Below are 25,073 nucleotides of genomic sequence, written 5' to 3' on the forward strand. Positions count from 1 at the left end.
GTATTTTAGTATCAGAGCTCATCCCAAAACTTAAAATTGCTTCTCTGAATTTCAAATGTTTAATGATCTAGTTTTGGCTCATGGAAATGGTTCTGAAACTCTTTTTATGTGAAAATAAAATTGGTTATGGAATGAGCTTTCAGTATTAAAAAATGGAAAGTATGAAGATAAATATCGTCTACCCAGGTCATAGAACGCCGTTTTATATGGCACTATTCACTTTAAGACACTCTCTCAGAGACGGTTATTCTCTATAAGGATTTTCAGTCCCAATTATAGGTTATAGGCTTCTGATAAGTCAACAAAAATTTCTATTACTGTTAGTAGTAAGCGGTAATTAGGTTTAGACTGCCTGTAAAAAATAGGGAAAACAAGTGGATAGAAACAAGTGGATAGAAACAAGTGGATAGAAACAAGTGGATAGAAACAAGTGGATAGAAACAAGTGAGTAGAAACAAGTGGATAGAAACAAGTGAGTAGAAACAAGTGGATAGAAACATGTGGATGGAAAAAATGCTGGCTGGTTGGATAAACAGTTCCACTGATCCCCAAAGTCGATAAAATCCAGATATTCGAAAGTGTTCTTTAACTGACCCGACAATGCCTCTCAATAAACAAAAAAGAAATTAGAGTGGAGTGATAATGAAACAACAAAATATAATTGAAAATGTACTTGAAAAAGCAGGCAACAAAAACTTAATTAATGAACTTACAATCAGGCTGTCACAATCTGAAATTAATACACTTCTGCTTGCTCTTTCAAAAGAAATAGCAAACAAAAACACTCCTAATGATATCTTAAACAAGTATAAATATAACCGATTTGTAAAGCCATCTGAACTTAGTCCTATTAAGGTGAAGCAAGTAGAAATTTTAATGCTCGAAATGGCTGAAGCCTCAGGTTTTTCGTCTATTTTGCTTTCTCCTGCAAGCCTTTTGGGAAGCTGTTCTGTTATAGCTAAAGTTGATCAAAACAATGTTATCTCCGCAACAAGAGGGTTGGAGCTAATTGCAGATAGCACCAATATGCTCGCCATATACCTTGCAAATGGAATAAAGAATAAAACCATTGATAACACAAAAAGTCCTGTCCATTTATCCGCAACCTGCAGAGTTACTCGCGGACAAATGTATAAGACTGACGAATTTGTTTCTCATTTTAGCTTGTTTACTATTGTTAGTTCTGGCAAAAACACAGGTTCTTATGGTTTTGAAAAGGATGCAATAGCCAGACATATGCAGTTTTATATAAACTATTTCGAAGAGAAATTAGGGCATAAACTCACAGTAACTCTGAACGTAAGAAATGGCTATACTGATAAAATTGGATTTATTGATAGAATTCATTGCCATCTTCGCGAGATATATCCATATACTGATTTTATCATGAATGTAGAAGAAACTGAAAACAGTTACTATCAAGGTATTAATTTCAAGATTATTGTTGAAGGTATAGAACTTGTAGACGGTGGCTTCGTTGACTGGACACAGAAGTTACTTGGCAATAAAAAAGAACGCTTACTAATCAGTGGAACAGGAATTGACTTACAGCTTATTACTGGAATGCTGGACAAGATAATTTGATAGCTTGGTAACTGAAACTTGTAACGCATTTTCCGCAGTAAAATTTACAGATTTTGTATTTATTAGGACTTACGCAGTTGAACTGAAGAATCAACAGCATCAGACAGTCAACTGCCTAAAACGTAACTTTAATTCACAGTCTTTGTTGTAATTGATTTTGTTCCTCAAGTGCGTAAGTCCTATTTATTAAAAAATCATGCGGGTACTTTTAATAAAATTTCTACCATTTATGAGGATTTCCGTCATTGACCCATCTAAAAGAAGAAAATTACAGGTTTTTTGGGTCATTATAACATTATCTGCTATACTGGATCGTTCTTGCAGGTCCGCCACATAAACAGGCAGAAGGTCATTATTGAAGGGAGGTCATTATTGAAGTTTGAGTGAAATGGTTCCGATGAACAGGAAAATTTTCATTGAGTCAGGAAGCATTTCTCATAAATTTTTTTCTTAATAAACAAGTGAATTCCTTCTAATTTATCAGCCAGGCTGAAAGTATAGGTCTATGGCCGAATCCGGACTTTCAACATATTCTAATCTTTTTATTTTCTCGTTTTGCCAGATCAATAAAGCAATCATAGAGATCATTAATCCGGAGATTAGAAACATAAGGGCAATCCCCCTGTTTTCTCCTGTTCCAGTAATAAGACCTGCCGTTTCAACCAGTAGACCATCCACCTCTAAAAGGGGGTTGAAAACTTTATCGGCTAAAAAACCTGCAACTGCAAAAGCCATTATGGAACCAAGATAAGTAATCATGGAAATGAGAGACCATACGCGCCCCTGTTTTCTATTGTCAATATTTTTTCGAATTAAGACCTCAATAGAGGTGTTAATAAAAGGCAAAGTGGCAAAAAACATGAATCCTGCTAGAGTAACAAATATGATATTCTTTGAAAGTCCTAAGTTTGCAAAGAATATACCTGACAGGAATAAAGAGATAGATAATGTTTTTGCATACCTGTTCTTGCTGCCAAATACTCCAATAAACAAGCTTCCGATTAGTATGCCTGAAGCACATATTGATTGAGAGATCCCCACTGTTTTTACTGTTGTTAAGCTCAGCAGCAGTGGAATAAAAAGAGACTGAAGCAATCCGACAAAAAAAAGTGTGATCATGGTAATAATAACCAGATTAACTACGCCTCTATTATTAGAGAACTCTTTCATTCCCTCTTTAAGGTCCGCTATGATATTTTGTTTATGCTGGTCTATTTTTACCTTGCCTGAAATATTTCTTATCCAGATGACAATTGAACTGGAAATTAAGAGAGTGGTGGTATCGATTAAAAATATAAATTTAATATCAATTATTGTTAACAAAATTCCGGCTAAAAAAGGAGAAATTAAATATTGAGCAGAACTTGCTAGCTGCACCAGCCCACTTGCTCTGGCATATTGAGCTTCAGGTAAGAGGTCAGTAATTAAAGCTTTATAGGCTGGTTCCTGAAAAGCCGAAAAAACAGAACTTGTTGCAATTCCAAAGTAAATTTGCCAGAGTTGAATGTTTCCTTTTAGCATCATAAAGAATATGAAAAGAAGCCCAAGAGTTGCTCCTAAGTCTCCTAAAATCATCATTAAACGTCTGTCGTAACGGTCTGCCAGTATCCCTCCATAGGGCTTTAGCAGAAAGGGCGGTAAAAAGACACACATTAGTATGAAAACATAGCTGGAAGTAGTATTTGTTTGCTGATATACGTATACCCCTAAAGAGAAAATGGTAAGCCCGGTGCCTATTACTGAGATAAATTGTCCAAACCAGATAAATAAAAATAAGGAATAAAGATTTTTTTTGTTCAACCGTCGTTTTTTCGGATTCGTCTGTCATTTAGTGAGCCTCATAAACCGGATTTTGAGTTCCAGGAGCGAGATTTTGAGTCTCAGGAATAGGGCTTACTTTTGAAAAAAACATCTCTTTGTCTAATACAATAATAATAGCAATAATTACAGTAATAACCAGAGTCTCAATGCACTTGGTCGTCTGAGTCATATTCAGTGCTTCCTGGAAGATATTTATAATAAAGTGAAAGAGAATTGCTGCAGGAATACTTTTTCCATTTTTAATGCATACCCAGCTGACAAATACTCCCATAGGGATAATGCCGACAAAAAAGTTCACCGCATACCATATGTTTTCATGATAAATTTCATATTGATAAAAATGGTTGACAAATATCAGAGGGAAGTGCCAGAGCGACCATAGTATACTGAAAATTACTGAAGCCGTAAAGTAGGTGTATCGGCTCTGCAGACTGTCAAATGCATACCCTCTCCATCCAAGCTCTTCAAAACATGCGGTAAGCATAAGAAAAATCAATACCGGTATAGACCCTGTGGAAAAAGAGAAACCATTAGCAAGTTGAAATTGCGAAATTGATCCTCCAAACGGAAGCGAAAGTAAGATAGATATGATAACAGTGATAGGCATTATCAAGAAAAATAGTGGAAGCATTCTTGGTTTTATTAGCCTGAGGTTGATAAGCCTATTAATAAACTCCCTTTTTAAATTCGAATTTTTTGACGTAAAAATCATAAAATGTGAGATCAGAAAAGGTACCACCAACCCAAGAAGCGTAAATAACAAATAAAGTCCATTTTTATCATCCTGAAAACTTAGATATGCTCCTGCAAACCAGAAAGCATAAGTTACGATAAAAGTCGCAGCAAAATAGACCTGGGGCTTGTATCTGTAGTCAGAGACCATTTATATATTCCTCCAAATTTAAAAATTCACTGCATAGTTTCTATTTTTCAACTCAATGCAGTCTTGACGCCAAAAGTAACAAATTGTTCTTAATTTTGTTATCTTCGACAAAAAATGTAGTAAATTCCATTAATTTATTGAATTGTTCATAATATATACATTTTTTTATCTGGTGATTATATTGTATTCTGAAACGTGAGGATGAAATGTAAAAAAGCAGGCTCTGATTGGACGTAATAAACGCAGATTCTGATTAAACATAATGAAAAAAACATCTGGTTGAAAATAATGAAAAAAACGTCTTATGTTTCGTGCATCAAGCTTGCTATTAACCTTATTTAATTGCACAAAAAGCATGATGCACCACTAAAAGTGTTTTGGAAACAACATCAACTAACTAATAATATGCGAACTGCTTCCAGGTCTTCCATTTTTATAAAAAGCACAATATATCTCAATCTCGCACACTATATATTCCTCAAGAAAGTGGTAATAATGCATACCCGAAATCCTGACGAACTGACAAAAAATAGATAGGTAGAAAAATAGATAGGTAGAAAAAGTTGACAATACATTTATAATTAAAACCACTGGCCAAGAATTTATTATCTGATTCATGATGCGACTTTAAGACATTCCGCAGCTTTTTGGGGAATCTAAGGCTTATAAGGTAATAATTAGCTGGTTTTCTTCTGTGTATCTCAAAAAGAGTTCAGCCACTTCTTTTGAACAGATAAATTCGATTCCAGGGATCACTTCTTCTTTCTTAAGCCCAATCATATCAGAGGCAAGCTGGCAGCATTTAAACTCTACTCCCATATCGATGCATTCCTGAACAGTAGAATCATATTTTGGTGATCCTCGGTTTTTATCTTTTTTTGCAAGTAGCACTCCCATAGGTCCCCAGAGAATCACCAGTACTTTGAATCCCTTACTCCGGTAATACTTTGCAAATTTGAGAGTTTCCTGCGGGCTGGTGCTTTCATACACCATATTTTTAAGTAGTAATAATACCTTTTCGACTTTTGCCATAGAACTCCAGGTCTAAATTGATACCGGATAGTTATATTAAACGAAAACAAAAATTTTTCTTTTCCATCATTGGATTTAACCTGTGTTTTCAGGAAGGAAATTCGAACGTCCTTGAAACGATGCCTAACCATCTTCAGGAAAAAAATGGAGGAATATGAAGAGATTTTGAACCTCGTATAGAGGCTCCAACTTTGATTCTTTTCTGTTTCAATGCTTTTTCGATGCTTGAGAAAAAGTTCTGGAACGTTTTTCTCCTGGTAATACTTCTGGTTTATACCGTTGATGCTGATTTCTCAGTACCTTCCAGATAAGTTTTTGAAGCGGTAGTTGTACTCTATTTTTTCAGCTGGGATTAACATGTATCTATTCAGGAGGTATTTATTCAGGAGGTATTCGGGAAGTTTAAGCTTAATTTTTGTTTCCTTCGTTTCTCAGTAGTCACAAGTAATTAAACTGGCCAATACATTTACTTCCAATCCCTTATTATCGTAGTCTCTTTATATAAATTTAACAAAACTGATAACAAGTTTGAGCTTTAAAGGTAACAGATACTTGATCAAACTCATTAAACAAGAGCTAAATCATTAAACAAGAGCTCATCATACACGGTATATGTCAATGCAAGTAGATACAGCCAATGCAAGTAGACACCGTCAATGCAAGTAGACACAAAAGCAATATGGAGATCTCAATAATAAGTCCCAGCTAATTGAAAAGTATAATTTTAGCTTGGTTTTTTACAATGAGGATAATAACGTTCCAGATAAACCCATCTTTTGCGCTCTTCTAAAACAAGAAAATCTGATGAAAAATGTCATAAATTATCCTGGTAAAGCGGGAGTCTTAGAATGAATATTGCCTGGATAAAAAAACTAACTTTATTTCAAATATCAACAGACTTGAATCTTTAAAAATCAAATTTAATTTTTAAATACATTTATTACGCATAAATACACAATTAGTAAACGGACAATGCAGATTAGCCAATGTATTGTCAAAATTACGGCAGATAATAATAAGAAAATGGAGGAGATAAAATGTATCAATGCTTTATAGTGGAACATTACCTTAACAAGGCTGTAGACGTTTACTGCGGTGGACCAGATATTTTCAAGGGAACCATAGAAGCCTGTGCCGATAATGTCCTCACTCTCAAAAACGACGGAAAGTATACCCATTTAGCCATAGATAAAATAATCGCCCTGTGGCCTCAGTAAATATATAAAGAAATTTAAAGACTTTTTATTTTTCTGTCCTTCTTTTTTATTGGTCATCCAGTGTTATATGGTTGATATTGCCATTATTGAATATTCAGTATAACAAATACTTGCGTTTTTATGCAAGGAGCGAAAGTCAGCTCCGGTTGCACCGAGGTTCGGACAAAAAGGTCCTGAAAACTACTTTATGAACCTGGGAATAATATAAACCAGACAATAGAGAACTACCGGTAAATTAATAGGAACGTTTATTCTACTTTATTTGGGTTCTAACTACAAGTTCTATTTTGTAATCATACCTCAAACGTTTCAGGGCTGTCCTTAGTCTCTCCGATCCACTGATAATCTTCTTCCCTGTTAACCACTCCAACAGTAAACTCTATCCCGCTTGTTTCCACATACTCCTTTATTCTCTTAAGGGCGTGGTCAACCATCCCGCCAGCCGTAAGGATAAGGCAACGTTTTCCGCAAAGGGCCGTCAGGATAGTTTTGTCTATAACGCCTGAGGAAACGTCCAACCTGATTCCATCATGCTCAGCAAGAATTTTACTTTTTTTACCCATTGCTCCGACAAAGACGATTTCTCCCTCTTTAAGGATTTGTTTTACTTCTGGCAGGGAATAATTATCAGTGTCATAAATCAGGACTCCTCCGGCTTTGATCCCTTTACGCTTTAACTCAACAATAGCCCTTCCGTCTGGATGTATATGCAGCACGGTAGCGTTAACAGCTTCGTAAGGAGACTGAGTCGCATACTGTCCGTACATGATCCCTAAGTTCAGGCTATCTCCTTCTTTGATTCCCGGAGGGACATCAACCCATATAAGGTCAATAGGTTTTAGGGTATTGACAAGGTCAGGGATGGTTTTTGGGGAATTTCCTCCAGATGCAAGCCCTCTTCTTTCGATTTCATGATAGATCTCAAGAGTAGTAGGCTGTCTGAGCCCGGTTTTTTTGAGGAGCTCAAAGTCTTTGAAAACTTCTGCCGGAGTGCCCTGTCCTATAATTTTGCTGTTTGACAGCAGGAACACGTAATCAGACCAGCGATATGCTAAATCCACGTCATGAGTGGAGATAATAATGGTGCTCCCAAACTGGTTAAATTCATTAAGCAAATCCATGATTTCATCCGCGCCTACAGGGTCAAGATTCGAGAGCGGTTCGTCAAGGATAATCACTTCAGGTTCCATTGCCATAATCCCGGCAATTGCAACCCGTTTTTTCTGTCCTCCACTGAGGTGATGGGGCGGCTTATCTTTTAAACGGGAGAGCCCCACCTGTTCAAGGGCTTGCTGTACGCAGGTATCAACTCTTTCTTTTGAATAACCCAGGTTTGCTGGCCCGAAAGCTACATCCTGGTACACTGTAGGGGCAAAGATCTGGTCATCCGAATTCTGAAAAACAATTCCTATGGATTTTCGGATTTCCCTGAGGGATTTTGAATCGTACTTAAAAGGAACTCCATGAAAAAAGACATCACCTTCAGCTGGTTTTAAAGTCCCGTTAAGTAAAAGAAAAAGCGTGGACTTTCCGGAACCATTTTGCCCTACGAAAGCTACCTTTTTTCCTTTTTTGATTTCAATGTTCAGGTTCTGAATAGCTACAGTTCCGTCAGGGTATGTATATTTAAGGTCCCTGGTCTCAAGAATGATCATGATCTATTACCTCAAAAAATGGATATGTTTTTTGTAAAATAAAACAGTGCAAGAGTTGAAATAAAGTAAGCAGAGGTTAAAAGTAATTCTGTTGCCTTTACCGGCCTCTTAACCTCAAAAAGAGTCATTTTTCCGTCATAGCACCTGGAATTCATTGCCAGAAAGAGCTTATCCCCCTGTTCCCAGGAACGAATGAAGAGAGTGCTTGCAAGCATTCCAAGAGAATTTATAGAACGCTTGAAGTTTGAGTACCCGAGTCTTACAGTCTGAGCATACCTTATGCAAAGAGCCATATCAAGGAAAACAAAGATGTACCTGTATATAAGCATTGAAAGTTCTATAAGAGATTCCGGAAGCCTGGCAGCTTTGAGTACGGCAAAAAGTTCGATCATGGGGGTTGTCAGCGCGAGGAAATAAAGACAGCACATCCCACTTATTGACCTTGCAAGTACCAGCAGGGCAAGCTCAAGTCCATCTGTTCTTACAGAGAGAGGATAACCGAGAAATTTGAATGACAACAATTCAGGCCCCGACCCGGAAAAGAAGACAATAATAATAATACCTGCAATAGCAAAACCCAGAGGAGCCAGCAAGAGCTTGAAATAAGTTTTAAGAGGCGCCTTACCAAGAGCCACTGTTGCAAAACTCATACACAATGCTATAAAAATAGGAGGAATAGGGGACGTGGCTGAAACTCCCGCGAGTAGGCCGAATAATACTATCGCCAATTTCAACCAGTTGTTTCGGTGCCTGAGGGGGCTCATTAGAGCATAATCGTCAAGGATATTGGTCATTAGGGGATCCTCTCAAATAAAATTAAATCAAGTTGAGTTGAGTTTTGTTCTATATAGTGGTTATTATATAATGGTTATGGTGATCAAGAAACCTGATTATTTAAACCTGCATCTCAGGGGATCTTATTGGGGATAAGCAACTAAAATATTCTTTTGTTTCCCATGTATTTTTTCCGGATTTTCATGTCCGCAATGACAGCTTTCCCCTGAGGCTGTAAGTGGATCTACATGAATAGTTGTTCCGGAAAGATAGGAAAAGTTCTCCAGAAGCTTTTCTCTTATCGCGTTAGCAATTTCATGCCCCTCTTCAATAGAAAGAGACGGGGAAACCGAAGCATTGATCTCTGCGTGGAGTTGGTGCCCGATCCAGCGGACTCTAAGGTCCGTAACTTCATAAACGCCTTCAACACTCTCAGCAATATTCTTTACCTTATCGATGATTTCAGGTTCAACACCGTCAAGAAGGCGAGTAAACACGAGTTTGCTTGTGTCAAGGACTATTTTCAGGATTGTTACTGTGATTAGCATACCAATAAGAGGATCAATTATCGGGTATCCTAGCCAAACTCCTGCAGCTCCGATAAGGACTGCAAGGCTGGTAAAGCCATCTACCCGGGCGTGGTAGCCGTCAGCAATAAGAGCTGCACTACCTATTTCTTTCCCGATCTTCATCCGGAACTGGGCCACAACCTCGTTTCCGATACAGCCTATAATTCCAGCAGCAACCACAGCCTGCAAATGATCTATCGGCTGCGGGTTAAAGAAGCGATTTACAGATTCATATCCTGCTACAATCGCACTGAAAAGGATAAGGAAAACAATGATCACGCCTGCAAGATCCTCTACTCTGCCATACCCGTAGGAGAAGCGTTTGCTTGGTTTTCTTCTGGCCAGGGAAAAAGCTATTGCAAGAGGAATTGCAGTCGATGCATCCCCGAAGTTATGGATGGTGTCGGCAAGAAGGGCAACACTGCCTGACATATAAACGATGATAATCTGCAGGACAGCTGTGATCATCAATCCTATAAATGACCATTTGACAACCCAGAGCCCTTTACTGGTAGCAATTACGGAAGGGTCAACAGTTCCATGAGTATGGCTGTGCTTGTGGGAGTGCGTATGGGTGTGAGTACTGGAGTGGTCATGAGAATTAACGTGAAAACTGGAGAGAAAATTGAAAAATCCTTTTTTGCGGATATTCTCATGGAACTGTTCGGAACCGTCCTCCTCTCTATTGGGATAAGAATTAGAATGCTTTTCAGACATAACTGACCTCTTGATTATTTTTATTATAGAGTATATCTTGAAGCCCATTTCGTTCCTGATAATCAGAAATTTCCAGAATTGCTCTTTCATGACAAGAGACTTAATTGGTTACCGAAAAGGACGAAATTCAAAGAGCAAATTTTGATCAACGGTATGAGCTCAATAAGAACACTTGGAGGCCGTTTTATAAATAGGTATTTATCTTTAGAAAATATTTTTTTATGCTGAGATTCATACGTTTTTTTGGAGAAATGTTATATAACGGAGCTTTCCATCACGATCAGTTTGCAGCTAACCTTCCCGAAAGAAGCAAAAAATTAGATATTTATTACTGAAAATTAGAGATGAGATATTCCCGTGTATTGACAATAGTTCTTGATAATGATTTTTCGTATGGACTGACGAGCTCATATAATGCTTTAATCTTTTAGTGCAACGAAAAATTCGAATTTTCAATAAATATCAAAATCTCATTATTACAAATTCTCACAATATAATACAAATTTATGAGGAATTCAGAAAATTAATTATCTGATGAAAACAAGTAATAATGAATTATCAATGAGTATGACGATATCTGAAAAACACATACATGCGAAATAATAACTAAACGAAAAAATAGAGAATACAATTAAATTTGTTTTTCTGCCAAATTTACATAAAAGTTCCATTCCTACTCCCCTAAACAAAAACTTTTATATATAATCAATTTTTGCAGAAATCAGGACTGGGGAAAAAGAGTTTCAGAAATCTGTTTGGAAAACTATATGCAAATACTCCGCAGGAAAACTCAAAATTACAAAGGCAAAGATGTATCAATTGGCCATCGGTTAAGGAATACTCTTGCCTGAAAGCTATCGACTTTGCATTAGAAGTCAGACTTAAATTTTAGCCTGTTTGCATGAAATCGATACCTCGTTCTATCTCACAACTTGTAAAAACATTAGATAAATGCTGTGAAACGGACGCAATTTATCACGATTCTTCACGTAACTGAAGATGGATGAAGCTGTATCTATTTGGAAACAAAAGACTTATTGAGCTGTGGAGTTGCGTATAATCACAATCCGCTTGAGGCAATTATTACATACGAGGTTTTGCCAAAGTTGACAAAATACGTTAAAAATTAAAATAGATCAAAAATGTTTGGTTTGTGTCCGGAAATTATTGATCAATTCCGAAAAAATAGTAAATCTCCCGAATTTGAGAAAAATAGAAATTCTTTTGCTTGCAGTTTTCAATAACTCAAGCCCATTAACTGAATATTGAAAACTGGAAGGGAAAAACTTTCCTTCGTTGAAGGAAGGAAAAAGAATATGGCAAAGAAAAATGTACAGAAGATGTTTTTAAAATGTACAGAAAATGTTTTTAAAATGTACAGAAGATGTTTTTATAGAGATTGCTTTTCAGGTTCACTTCCGGTTTTGAACTCGATTTTTTTTTCATAGTTGTTCTTAGCCCTGTAATAACCAAAGAAGTATCCGAGAATTCCTGCACCTATGGCTGCTTGAAGACCGAAAAGGAGGCTTTCGATTTCCCCGCTTGGAGGTTCCCAAATAGGTTCTGCAATTGGTTTATAGGTCCCTCCAGTAATATCATTAATTGCGTTTTCGGCTTGCCCGTCAGCTCCTCCGTACTCAGCATCCGTAGTTGAAGACATATAAATGAACTGCGCCGCAAAGATCAGGAAAATGGCAAGTACTATAATTTCCAGCTTTCTGCTCATGCAGAAGTCCCCCTCAACTTTTTCACAACTTTATCTTCAATAATTTTCATTTCCACGAGGATATCACTTTTGACATTAACAACATACTTGAAGAGCAAGGCACTTACGGCACCTTCCATGATTGCAAGGGGCACCTGAGTCACTGCAAAAATAGTCGCAAACTTAGTAAATGAAGCAAGGAATCCGCCGGAAGCTGCCGGAAAAGCCAGGGCAAGTTCTACAGAGGTAGTTACATAAGTAGCCCAGTCCCCAAAGGCTGCAGCGAGAAATACGACAAGATATAAATTAAGATTGGCTTTCATGCCTGCTTTATACACATAATAAGCCACGACAGGACCCACAATGCCCATGGAGAATACATTGGCTCCAAGGGTGGTCAGCCCGCCATGTGCCAGGAAGAGAGCTTGATAGATAAGCACAATTGTTGAGAGAACTGCAGTAATAGCAGGCCCAAACATGATCGCACCTATGCCTGTTCCTGTAGGGTGAGAACAGCTTCCGGTAACCGAAGGCATTTTCAGTGAAGAAAGTACGAAAACAAATGCACCTGCGACGGCAAGCAAAGGTAAAATTTCACGTTTTTCTTTCACTAACTTATTTAGTTTGTAAACACCTAATGCAACAACTGGTATTGATATTGCAAACCAAACTATACACCAAATAGCAGGTAAAAATCCTTCCATTATATGCATTGGATCACCATTAAACAGTAAATATAATAATAGTCACTTAAACATGAAAAGTCACACAAGTAAATATTATTGAAGTTAAGACAAGTTAAATTGCGTTGTTTTATATATATAAGTTACGGTAATGGAAAAACAAGAGCGTGAACGCCCCTAAGATTAATTAAAATGTAAGAATGATTTCAAGATGATAGAAAATTAGAGCAAAACAAGATAACTTGAATTAATATTATTTAGAGATTCAAAAAATTTCCCTGCTTTTTTCTATTATGTAATCCAGTTTTGTTGAATACAGGACTAATGATATAAAGTACAAAATCAAGTACGTAAAATAATGTTAAACTTTATGATTTTAATTTACACTTTGAACATTAAAAGGCTTGAGACGATTGATTTTTTAATTAAACTGTATTAGTTCAACTGCTATTTTGATTGCTTGAACCTATTTTTTAGGATGTTATTTGCATTGGTGAAACTTACCCGGGATTCCGGAATAAGAAGTTTTGAAGTTTGTATTTTGAAAAGCGGCGCAAACTAACACGCGCCTTTTTTCTTTTTTTCATTTTCAAGCTCACTTTTAGAATTCATATTTATTTATGGCTTGTTTTTTAACTTAAACATAATTCAAATTATTTTTTGTTTAAATATGGTATAGATCTACTGTTTTACCTGAATAGCTAATAATTATGAGCCAAAAACCCTATTTTATGCGTTTTATCCCCCTAAATGCTCCAGATATTAAAGATATAATACAGAATCGGCTGTTCATAGGTTTCAGAAGATTCTGGGTTTGAATTAAAGGTAAAAATCGAGAACTTTCAAGTTCAATTTTAAAACTTGAATTTTGTTTTGGCATAAGTTCCAAAATAAAATTAATTTCAAATTAAATAGGACTTGCGCAGTTGAACTGAAGAATCAACAGCACCAGACAGTCAACTGCCTAAAACGTAACTTTAATTCACAGTCTTTGCTGTAATTGATTTTGTTCCTCAAGTGCGTAAGTCCTATTAAATCTGCATTGTGAACCCATCATTCTGGTTATATTCTCCTTCCGGGCTGTACCAGGGTTTATTATACATTTTCTGGAGATGTCACATTGAATAGATACATAGTGTCATTAACTTTAGTTCTATTGTTGTTATTAACAAACATTGTATCGGCAGATGGACAGGAAATAAACACTACTGACAGTACCAATGATAGTACCAATGATGGTGCCGATGACAGCATCGATTACGGTACCAATGGCAGTGCCGATGACAGAATCGATTACGGTACCAATGAGAGTGCCGATGACAGTACCAATGACAGTACCAATGACAGTACTAACGATACATTAGGATTAACAACTACAGGAGTTTTGGGTGATGAAAATACATCTATTAACGAATCTTCTGATTCTCAGGTCGTAAGCACAAAACCAGAAATAGCTTACGTGTTATCGAGACCTTATGATGTCACTTTTATGGAAAAAGTGGCAAGATATCCAGAAATAAGTTCACAAATGAATATAAGTGTCTACCTTGGGACTTCATATTCAGATCTAAGTTTTGACCTTAGTGATAAGGACATGGTTGTCCTATCAAATTTGGATTCCTATGTAATTGAAAATATTATACCTACAGTAAACAATGCCAAAACAAATGGTGCATATGTTATTTCACTTGGTGATACTTTAGAAGCATACGGGCTTCATAACGTAAATACGTCCTCTCCGGAGTATTCAGACATTGATCAGTATCTACAGTATGTATCAGAAGTAAATTTCTATCGTTTCAATACTTTTATCGGAGCTACGTTCTTCGGGTTGAATTATTCTATCGAGGCTCCTGTAGAAAGGCCAATATATGGTATCTATAATCCTTCTGCACCTCAGATATATGAAAACCTCACTGATTATCTGGAATGGTACAATTCAACCGGTATATACAAGCCAGAAAACCCTACGATTGCTGTAATAATTGACAGTTATAAATATGTGGAAAGAGACATGCCTCTTCTTGACCCGCTAGTCAAGGAGATAGAAGAAAGAGGATGCAATGCGATTGTTTCAACTTATGCTTACAAAGACAATCAGTCAATGAGCTACCTGATGCTGGATAATCAGTCTATTGCAGATACTGCAATTGTAATCTCCCGTGGCTCACGCCTGAACTATTCTGATAATGAGCAGGGAATTACTGACCTACAGACACTGAACATTACAGTCCTGAACGGAATCCGCCTGTTCTCGGGAGTAAGTGTCGAAGAGTGGGAGAATAGTACCATTGGAGTGCCAGCTGACCAGCAGTACCAGGTAGCATATGCGGAACTTGATGGGATAATTGAGCCTATAGTCATTAGTGGTAAAGCCATAGACGAAGCAACCGGAATCGAATACAATATGCCAATAGACTACCAGGTGGACTGGCTTGTTGACAGGGCAATAGCATGGGCCAAATTGCATGAAAAAGCGAACTCCGAGAAGAAGATCGTAATTCCTTACTATAGCCCTGAAGGTGGTAAAGCTAATGTGGGGGCAGATATCGACTACTACCTTGATGCACAGGCAAGCCTGGCAAAACTGCTTGAAGCTATGAAAGAACGTGGATATGATGTTGGTACTGCCCCGCTTCCAAATGCTACCGAAATTGCGACACTGATGGTGGAAAGAGGGCATAATATCGGCAACTGGGCTCCCGGAGAACTTGAAAAATGTGTTGAAAACGGCAGTGTGATACTCATACCCGAATCACAGTACATGGAATGGTTTGAAGAACTCCCTCAGGAGAAACAAAATGAAATGACATCTATGTGGGGAGAGGCACCAGGTGACATTATGGTCTATGAAAATTCCACAGGCAAATATCTGGTCGTACCTGTGCTTCAGTTTGGTAACATCATTCTTGCACCCGACCCTCAACACGGATGGTCTTCAAGTGAGAAAGCATTGTATAACAATGCATCGTATCCACCCACCCATCAGTGCTTTGCTTTCTATAAGTATATGTCCAGGGAATACAAGGCAGATGCACTGTTTACTATATTCTCAAGCGTGGAACTAATGCCCGGAAAAGAATGTGGTCTTTCTTCAAAGGACTGGGGAGCACTTTTGCTTGAAGACATGCCTCATGTCCATGTTCTCCCAATGGATGCTGAAGGTGTATTTGATAGAAGGAGAGCAAACATGCTCATCATTGATTTCATGACACCTACTATAGTGCCTTCAGGCCTTTATGGTAACCTTTCCAACCTGCAACAGGAAATAACATTATTTAAACAGACTTCTGACAGCGCGGTGAAAGAGAATTACAGGCAGGATATAATTAACCAGACCAGAAACCTCAGCCTCGATAATGATCTGAATGTTGACGTTGATTCAATTGCAGGTGACACAAACCTTACGGATGCTTTCATTGACAAACTTGCAGATTACCTTTCCGAACTGAAGACATCTTACATGCCTTATGGTTCTCACGTACTTGGAGAAGTTCCTGAGGGAGAAAGCCTTGTTATGCTCATAAAAAGTATGCTAGGGAATGAGTATGTAGAACATGTCGAGGCACTTGGAGGGAGCGAGGAACTTTCAATATCACTTTTGAATGAGACCATATTGAATGGAACATCTCCATATGATGCACAAATAATGGTGCTTGGTCGGAACTCTACAGAACTTGGAAACGACCTTGACCTGTCATTAGAATATCTTGAAAGGATAAAGCAGTGTGACTGTGAAATTACAAAGATACTTGATGCACTTGAAGGCACATATATCACTCCAGGCCCATCCGGAGACCCTATCAGGAATCCAGATGCTTTGCCAACTGGCAGGAATCTCTACACATTCGATGACAGGCTCATCCCGACAAAAGCAGCATGGAATGTAGGGTCACAGCTCGCAGAAGAGACGCTGAAGCTAAAACTTGAAGAGGACGGCCAGTACCCTGAAAAGATAGCTTTTCTGCTGTGGTCTGTGGAAACTACAAGAAACCAGGGTGTTATGGAATCCGAGATATTCCAGCTTCTGGGAGTCGAACCTGAGTATGATGAAAAGGACAGGGTTACAGGCTTAAAGCTCATAGATTCTAAGGAACTTGGAAGGCCAAGGATTGATGTGATGGTAACTACTTCGGGGCTCTACCGGGATGTATATCCAAGCAAGATAGAACTTATAGACCAGGCTATCAAGATGGCGGCTGCAGCAGATAACGATACATATCCCAACTATGTAAGAGAACATTCCAATGCAACATACCAGAGCCTTATTGCAAAAGGATACAGTGAGTCACTTGCATACAACCTATCAGTTTCAAAGATATTCTGTCCGCCGCCCGGAGGGTATACACCAGGCATTCAGGAAGCTATCACCAGTGATACATGGGAAGATGCGGACGAGATCGCAGGTCTCTATATTGACAGGATGGGATATGTCTATGGTCAGGATATATGGGGAGAACATTACTCTGATGTATTAGAACTGAACCTTGCAGATGTTGATACTGCAATTTTTAGCAGGACTTCGAATCTTTATGGTGTGCTTGACCACTCGATGGTAGCTGCCTATTTTGGTGGCTTGAGCATGGCAATTGAAAGTGTTAGCGGTGCTACACCTGACATGTATATTAACGACCTTAGCAGTTCAGCAGAAATTGAAACCCTTAACGAGTTCCTTAGTAAGGACCTTCGTTCACGTTACCTGAATCCAAACTGGATAGAAGGAATGATGGGGAACGGATTTGACGGTACGAGATATATGGACTCAGTATTTGAGGTCATGCGTGTGTGGGACGTAACAAACCCGGACCTTGTTACCGATGATACATGGAATGAGATGTATGACACATATTTCATGGATAAATATAATACCGGTGTTACTGAGTTCCTTAAATCTACAAACCCATATGCTTACCAGTCAATGGCTGCTACAGCATTAGATTCTATTCGCACAGGCTACTGGGATGCCTCCGACGAGGTTACACAAAGCCTTGTTAAGGAATACGTGGAATCTGTGGCCGAAGATGGTGTCACATGCTGCCACCATACCTGTGGAAATGCCCTGCTTGATGAATATGTACAGGGTGTAATGTCCGTTCCAGGTGTTGTTGACGAGGAGACTGCAAATGAATACAAGAAGTTGATGCAGGAAGCAACGGAATCTTCAGAGCAGTCCATTGAGAGCAGCAGTAGCAGCAGTAGTGGTCATGATCATGACACTGGAAAAGCTACCGTAGTTTCAGAAACCAGCACAACCAGCAACCAGACCGCAAGCGCTGGTGAATCTACTAATAATCAGACTGCTAAGGGTTCAGATACAGGATACGGCATGGATACTTCCAAACCTGTTTCTGAAATTGGAAAATCCGCAGATTCAGATTATGTGGAAGGCTATGAAATGCAGAAAGAGTCAGCTGAAGAAAAAGAAAGTGGAGGTATGTCCTTCTCTGGTGCTGATATTTTTGGAGTTATCGTCGTGGTGGCAGCAGTGGGTGGAGTTTATCTGGGATTCCGTAAAAAGAAGATGTAAATACTTCATGAAAGAAGAGAGCTTTCATTTTATGCTCTTTTCTTCTCATTTTCCTCCTTTTTGCTCTCTTCCTTTTTGTTCTCTTCCTTTTTGTTCTCTTCCTTTTTGTTCTCTTCCTTTTTGTTCTCTTCCTTTTTAACCTGTCAGCCTACTATCTTAGTTCGTCTCTGAATTAATTTCATGCTATAACTCTGGTTCTCTGCTACGATGGGTTTCAAAAATGAGTTTTCCTGGCTTCCGGTATTTTTCAGCCGGTTTTTCAGTATGTAGCCCATTTTTCAAACTTATTTGGACTAAATAATCATAATTTTATAATGTAATCTTATACTTCTTTATTTATTCTTATCTTTTTAACTAATGATTATTATCTAAAATCACAGGTTTTTATATAAATAAAGTAAACTTGAGCTTAAATTACCTGATATATTTCCTATGTTCTCTAAAACGTCTTTCAGAATCACTCATTGAAGGATATATCCTTCAGTGTTGATAAGTAAATTTTACTTTATTTGTATAAAATGAGATTTTTTGTTATTAAATCCGATTTTCCAAATTTGTTATATAAAGTTTAAGCTATTCTTTGAAAAGTACCCTTGAAAACAGCATTCAGTTTCAAGATTATGCTCTGATATTCTAACAGAGCTGGAAGTTAAATTTACTGGAGAAGAGTTTATGATAAAAAAGTTGAATAAAAGAACATCTCCTTTGAGTAAAAAAATTAAAATTTACGGATTAATTTTTTTGATACTTCTTGTACTGGTTTCGACTGCTCAAGCATCTGAAGATAAAGATGAAGATACACTTTATGAGCTGGTTGCAAATACAACCTGTGACGAGAGCGGATATTATATATTTAAAAATATTCCTGATGGCAACTATACTCTTGTTGCAACTAATTATTCTGATGAGAAAAGTAAATGGTACACTGCATCGCTAAACATTACGATAAATAGTGCAGATCTGATTGACCAGAACTTACTCATAAACAGCAGCAACAATATTGACCCTTACTGGGTGCAGAATATACTGAATAATTCTTCTATTTCTGAATCTTCGGATGCTGGTTTCTCTGTTTCTGGGATTTCTTATGTTATGAAACTTGAATATCCGAAAATGAGTACTGTTATTTTACTCAAGAACAAATCCGGCTCTGGATTTGTAGAACTTCCAATTATCTCTGGTTCTTCAGATTCTAATTCTTCAGATTCTAATTCTTCAGACTCTGATTCTTCAGACTCTAATTCTTCAGATTCTAATTCTTCAGATTCTAATTCTTCAGATTCTAATTCCTCAGATCCTGATATTTCGGATCAAAATGATACCGAAGCTCAAGACTCAGAAGAAAGTCAGAACTCTACATCGGAATATCTGTTTGAATTCGTTTCCAACACTACCAGTGATGAGAATGGAGACTATATTTTCTCAGACGTTCCAAATGGGGAATACAGGCTCATGGCTGCAGTATACAGCTCTTCTATGGGTGGGATGTGGCTTACCAATGAAAGTGAATTCGATATTGAAGATGGTCAGCCTGTAAATATCACTTTTACGATGAGAAGTGATGAGAGTATAGATTCCGAAGAGATCCTTGGTTATCTGAACAGGACCACTATCTCTGGTAAAACAATAAGCAAAACAGGAGAAAACAAAGCTGGAACAGATTTAGTCCTTACAACTCAGGCTGGAGAATTCGTTGCCAACACTACAAGTAATGAGAACGGAGAATATATCTTATCAGACATTCCAAATGGAGAATACAAGCTTTCTGCTGTCATATATAGTTCTTCTATGGGTGGGATGTGGCTTACCAATGAGAGCGAAGTAAGCATTGAAGACGGACAGCCTGTAAATGTCACCTTCAGCATGAGAAGCGATGAAAGTATCGATTACGGAGAAATACTGGGATATTTGAACAGGACTATCGTTTCGGGTAAGACAATAAGCAAGACAGGAGATAACAAAGCCGGAACTGACCTTGTTCTTCTCACTCAGGCTGGAGAATTCGTCACCAACACTACCAGCGATGAGAATGGAGAATACCTTTTCTCAGATATTTCAGACGGAGAATACAGGCTTTCTGCTGTAGTATATAGTTCTTCTATGGGTGGGATGTGGCTTACTAATGAGAGTGAATTCAATGTTGAAGACGGTCAGCCTGTAAATATCACTTTCACAATGAGAAGTAATGAGAGTATAGATTCCGAAGAGGTCCTTGGCTATCTGAACAGAACTACCATCTCCGGCAGGACAATAAGTAAAACCGGAGATAGCAAAGCCGGAACAGATCTGGTACTTTTAAAAAAGACATCTGGTTCTCTGACTAAGAGTTCGGATTCTTCACACTCCGGTAATGCTTCCCATCTCAATATTGCCATAATTACGGGATACTCAAATTATGACCTCAAATTAAATGCTTTAGCAGAGAGAATTAACGACAACTCTTCCCTTAACATGAGTGTTTCCTATTACCTACCTACCACAAGCGGAGAAAACGTTGACCTCAGCGGCATGGATCTAATTTATATTAACATGTTTACTGATAGCGCCAGCAAACTTGAAGATACTGTCAACGAAGCAATAGCAAACGGAGCTGTTGTCATAGGTTATAACACTTATTTGCCTGACAGCATAGACAACACTTCCCTACCTTCTTCTTTTACTAATGTAAGCGATTTCAAAGACTATCTCCAGGAATACTGGGTATACGGAGCCACAGATGACTCAAATTTTGATAACCTGATTTTCTATCTGGCCCAGACGTTCTATGACCGGGACGATCTTCAGGTCTCAGCTCCGGAAGGGGCCGAAAGTGCTATTTATCACCCGGGTATGGCTAACAGTTCCTACTTCACGTCCAATGCGAGCGAATACTTTGAATGGTACAGCAACAGGAATGAAAGTGAGCATTCTTTCAATGAGAACGCTCCCACGGTAGGGATACTATTCTACCTCTCCTATTATCCTGCGAACATGCAGCCTATCGATGCACTCATAGAGGAGTTTGAGTCAAGAAACGTGAATGTTATCGCATGTTATGGGTCCAGCAAAGAATACGTTGACAAATTCCTCAATTACAGCAATTCCACAAAAGTAGATCTTATAGTTTCGACTACCTATCGTAGCCAGTACTTTAATGTTGAAGAGCTGGGAGTTCCGGTTATCAACTGTGTCCTCAATGGTTACATGAACCTTACCGAGTGGCAGAATGTCAGTGACCCTCTGACAAGCACTTATATGATAAGACTCTACAGGCCCGAAACCTGGGGCTGGATCGACCCGATAATGATCGCTTCTAATGAGGTAGATCCTGAAACAAATACTGAAACGTATGTCCCTGTTGAAGGTCAGGTGGACTGGCTCGTTGACAGAGCGGTTGCTCAGACCGAGCTTTCCGGAAAGAACGAATCCGACAAAAAAGTTGCAATTCTCTATTACAGCCACGGTTGCGGAAATGACAGCATAGGAGCTTCTTATCTTGAAGTTATCCCGAGTATCAACAACCTTCTTGAGGGAATGGCAGATGCAGGATATGATGTTGACAGGTCTTCTATTCCGAATGAAACTGAATTAACGGACTTGATGTTAAAGCAGGGTACGAATATAGGGACCTGGGCTCCGGGAGAACTCGAAAGGCTTGTTGAGTCCGGGGAAGTAGAATTAATTCCCGAATCTACCTATCTTGAATGGTTTGAGGCCCTGCCTGAAACCTGTAAAGAAGAAGTTATTGAAACGTGGGGACCTGCTCCCGGGGAAATAATGGTTTACGAAGATGATTCAGGAGACAAATTCCTTGTAATTCCGAAGATTGAGGTCAGTGACAATGTAATCCTTGCACCTCAGCCAACAAGAGGATGGCTTTCGGACAATGAAATCCTCTACCATGACGGAGATCTACCTCCTACTCATCAGTACATTGCATTCTATCTCTGGCTCCAGAATGAGTACGGAGCAGATGCAATTGTAAATATGGGCCGTCACGGGACCGTGGAATGGCTCCCCGGAAAGGAGTTTTGCCTTTTCAGTGATGAGTGGCCTGCAATTATTAACGGGGACATTCCGGTAATCTACCCCTATATCATGGACGGTATGGGAGAAGGAATGCAGGCCCAGCGCAGGGGAAATGCAGTGATTATAGATCACCTGATTCCGCCTGTGGTGCTCTCGGAAAGTTATGGGAATTACACTGAATTAAGCAGCAAGATTTCCCAGTACCAGACTCTGCCCAGTGAATCGGAATTGAAAGAACTCCGTATGCAGGAAATAGTTAATCTTACAAAGGAACTCAATCTGGATGGCTTTGTAAATGTAAATCTCTCCGAGAGTGAGGATACGGAAGAAGAATTCCTCGATGAGCTTGAAGATACCCTGGAGGATCTTAAGACCACTTCCATGCCCTATGGGCTCCATATACTGGGGACTGCTCCAGAGGGAGAAAACCTTACACAGATGGTATATGCGATGCTGGGAGACGAGTTTGCCGAAGAGGTAGCCGCTTCCAATAATTCCGAAAATGCTTCTCTTGACCTTCTGGATCTTGTCTTGCTGCAGAATGTGAGCATTGCAGACGCCCAGCAGCAGGTTCTTGGGAACAGTTCCGAGGAAGTTAATAATTCTCTTACTACAGCTCAGGAATACGCAGAAAAACTCGGAGAAAGTAAAAATGAAATTCAGCAGGTTCTTAAGGCTCTGGACGGTAAATACATAGAGCCGAATATTGGTGGAGACCCCATACTCAGGCCGGATACGCTTCCATCAGGAAGGAACTTCTATGCCTTCGATGAGCAGCTTCTTCCCACAAAGCAGTCATGGGAACTAGGTAAGGAAATGGCTAACCAGACAATCGAGGCGTACCAGGCCGAGCACGAAGGCCAGTATCCAAAGAAAATCGGTTTAGTTCTCTGGGCTGGAGAATCTACCCGGAACGAGGGTGTAACGGAAGCTGAGATCTTCTATCTGCTTGGGGTTAAGCCAGTCTGGGATGATGATGGGGAAGAGGTCATAGATGTTGAACTGATAAATTCTTCCGAACTGGGCAGGCCGCGTATTGACGTGCTTGTACAGATTTCGGGGCTTTACAGGGATACTTTCCCTCATAAGGTCGAGCTGATCGATAAGGCAGTTTACCTTGCTTATAATGACCCTGATAATCAGTATGGAGAAGACGAGGAAAGGCCTGCTCCCAAATATATATCCTATGATCCGGAAGAAAATACGAATTATGTCCGGGAGAATACAAATGATCTATTCCTTGTCCTTAACGAGTCCGTCCAGAATGAGACAGCCTCAATGACCGTGGCTCTTTTGCGGGTTTTCGGACCTGAGGATGGGACTTATGGGACCGGACTGGCAAATGTTGTTTCTGCGAGCAATTCCAGCACTAGTGAGCTTGCTGAACTCTACATAAACAGGATGAGTTATGTTTATGGTGAATATGTTTGGGGAGAAAGTGTAGCTGAAATTCTTTCTCAGTTTCAGGTTGATAGCAGTTCTGTTAACAACACGGAGATCTTTAAGAATAACCTTGAGGATGTGGGGACTACTGTTCTGAGCCGCAGTTCAAGTACCTACGGTGTCCTGGATAATAGTGATGCCTTTGAATACCTGGGAGGTCTTAACCTTGCAGTTTCCTCAGTTTCAGGAGTCTACCCCGACTCTTATATAATGAATCTTCAAAATTCGGGCTCTGAAGAAATAGAAACCTTGAGTGAGTATCTTACGAGGGAAATAATCACTCGCAGCCTGAACCCGAAATATATAGAGGGAATGCTGGAAAGTGGTTTTGAAGGTGTGAGCCAGTTATCAGAATTTGTCGAAAACCTCTGGGGCTGGGAAGACACTAATCCTGACCTTATCAGTGATGATGTCTGGACCCAGGTGTATGAAACCTATATCGCTGACTCCGAACTCAGCAGTGAACTCAAAGAGAGCAATCCCTATGCATACCAGTCTATGACCGCCAGGATGCTGGAAACCGCTCGCCAGGGCAACTGGGAAGCTTCGGATGAGGTAATTGAAAGCCTGGCTACCGAATATGCAGAGTCCGTGGTCGAAGACGGAGTCGCCTGCTGTCATCATACCTGTGGAAATCCAACTTTAAATAGCTATGTTGCAGGTTTGGTCTCTGTGCCTGGTTTCACCGAGGAAATAGAAAAGGCAACATCAAGTGAATCTTCACAGCAATCCAATGAGAGCAGTAGCAGCGACAGTAGTAGCAGCAGTTCTCATGATCATGATACTGGAAAAGCTACCGTAGTTTCAGAAACCAGCACAACCAGCAACCAAACAATGAGCACGAGTTCCGAGGAATCATATAGCAATCAGAGTTCTCAGGCTTCAGATACAGGATATGGTGTGGATTCTCCAGAAGCTGCTCCTGAGATTCAGAATTCCGCAGATTCCGATTATGTGGAAGGCTATGAGATGCAGAAGGAAGTCACCGAAGACGCAGAAAAGGGAAATTTTTCTTTTTCGGGTTCTGACGTTTTCGGAATTATTTTCGTGGTAGCTGCCGTGGGTGGAATCTATCTGGGATTCAAGAAAAAGAAGTTTTAATTTTGTATTTGAAAAGCGGCGCAAACTAATAAAGCGCCGTATTTTTTTCCGGGGGAACAACCCCTGTTTATTTCAGCCATATAACCCGTAACTTGCTGTGGGATGCACAAGTATAACTCAGGAAATAGTAGAACCTTACAGGAAAGGATAACGTTTGTTACCCAAATAATCAGATCTAAATAATAATATTTAAATTCTTTTTTAAATCCGCTAGTATATCCATTAAATATCATTTTTTAGGATTAGCTGGGTGCAGACTGTGATGAATTGCTCGGCAAATAGACTTTTACTTCTTTATCCTCGAAATTTGTTCAAACCTCAGATGTGCCGAGTAGAAAGCCTCTCCCGACTTCC

The 25,073-nt window shown here is 39.1% G+C and carries 12 protein-coding genes; 4 read left to right on the plus strand and 8 right to left on the minus strand.

Translation table 11 applies throughout. The annotated features are described in order from the left end of the window. The first annotated feature begins 642 nt into the window (after positions 1-642). Complete coding sequence (locus FXW07_RS02565; protein ID WP_229393626.1) at positions 643-1,584, plus strand: hypothetical protein; 942 nt, start codon at positions 643-645, stop codon at positions 1,582-1,584. Positions 1,585-2,064: 480 nt separating this feature from the next. On the opposite strand, the gene FXW07_RS02570 is transcribed toward FXW07_RS02565, so the two are convergent. The 3 genes from FXW07_RS02570 to FXW07_RS02580 all read right to left on the minus strand — a co-directional run bounded on the left by FXW07_RS02570 (position 2,065) and on the right by FXW07_RS02580 (position 5,320). After that, entirely contained in the window at positions 2,065-3,384 is a 1,320-nt protein-coding gene (locus FXW07_RS02570) for an MFS transporter (RefSeq protein ID WP_229393627.1), read from the minus strand. 28 nt (positions 3,385-3,412) lie between these two features. Continuing rightward, positions 3,413-4,288, minus strand: coding sequence for an MmRce1 family CPBP family CAAX prenyl protease (mmrce1, locus tag FXW07_RS02575; protein WP_229393628.1), 876 nt, complete (start codon positions 4,286-4,288; stop codon positions 3,413-3,415). Between the two features lie 663 nt (positions 4,289-4,951). Continuing rightward, entirely contained in the window at positions 4,952-5,320 is a 369-nt protein-coding gene (locus tag FXW07_RS02580) for a DsrE family protein (RefSeq protein ID WP_048154462.1), read from the minus strand. Between the two features lie 1,037 nt (positions 5,321-6,357). On the opposite strand from FXW07_RS02580, the gene FXW07_RS02585 reads away from it, so the two are divergent. Next, entirely contained in the window at positions 6,358-6,537 is a 180-nt protein-coding gene (locus FXW07_RS02585) for an MM0924 family protein (protein ID WP_229393629.1), read from the plus strand. Between the two features lie 293 nt (positions 6,538-6,830). Here the strand turns inward: FXW07_RS02585 and FXW07_RS02590 are convergent, their stop codons facing one another. The 5 genes from FXW07_RS02590 to FXW07_RS02610 form a co-directional block, all read right to left on the minus strand. Next, on the minus strand, positions 6,831-8,192 hold the full coding sequence (locus tag FXW07_RS02590) for an ATP-binding cassette domain-containing protein (RefSeq protein WP_229393630.1): 1,362 nt from the start codon (positions 8,190-8,192) through the stop codon (positions 6,831-6,833). An 11-nt stretch (positions 8,193-8,203) separates the two neighbouring features. Next, on the minus strand, positions 8,204-8,986 hold the full coding sequence (gene cbiQ / locus FXW07_RS02595; RefSeq protein ID WP_229393631.1) for a cobalt ECF transporter T component CbiQ: 783 nt from the start codon (positions 8,984-8,986) through the stop codon (positions 8,204-8,206). A 123-nt stretch (positions 8,987-9,109) separates the two neighbouring features. After that, entirely contained in the window at positions 9,110-10,252 is a 1,143-nt protein-coding gene (locus FXW07_RS02600; protein WP_229393632.1) for a cation diffusion facilitator family transporter, read from the minus strand. A gap of 1,390 nt (positions 10,253-11,642) precedes the next feature. Further along, complete coding sequence (locus tag FXW07_RS02605; protein ID WP_229393633.1) at positions 11,643-11,978, minus strand: energy-coupling factor ABC transporter substrate-binding protein; 336 nt, start codon at positions 11,976-11,978, stop codon at positions 11,643-11,645. After that, positions 11,975-12,670: an energy-coupling factor ABC transporter permease gene (locus FXW07_RS02610; protein ID WP_229393634.1), complete on the minus strand. Its 696-nt coding sequence runs from the start codon at positions 12,668-12,670 to the stop codon at positions 11,975-11,977. Before FXW07_RS02610 ends, FXW07_RS02605 begins: the two co-directional genes overlap by 4 nt. 1,129 nt (positions 12,671-13,799) lie before the next feature. On the opposite strand from FXW07_RS02610, the gene FXW07_RS02615 reads away from it, so the two are divergent. Both FXW07_RS02615 and cobN read left to right on the plus strand, forming a co-directional pair. Continuing rightward, positions 13,800-18,167 carry a cobaltochelatase subunit CobN gene (locus tag FXW07_RS02615; protein WP_229393636.1) on the plus strand — a complete coding sequence of 1,456 codons (4,368 nt, stop codon included), beginning with the start codon at positions 13,800-13,802 and terminating at the stop codon, positions 18,165-18,167. Between the two features lie 672 nt (positions 18,168-18,839). Next, on the plus strand, positions 18,840-24,719 hold the full coding sequence (cobN, locus tag FXW07_RS02620) for a cobaltochelatase subunit CobN (protein WP_229393637.1): 5,880 nt from the start codon (positions 18,840-18,842) through the stop codon (positions 24,717-24,719). Positions 24,720-25,073: the final 354 nt, after the last annotated feature.

Source organism: Methanosarcina sp. DH1 (assembly GCF_020804205.1).
In the GTDB taxonomy this organism is placed as follows: Archaea; Halobacteriota; Methanosarcinia; order Methanosarcinales; family Methanosarcinaceae; genus Methanosarcina; species Methanosarcina vacuolata.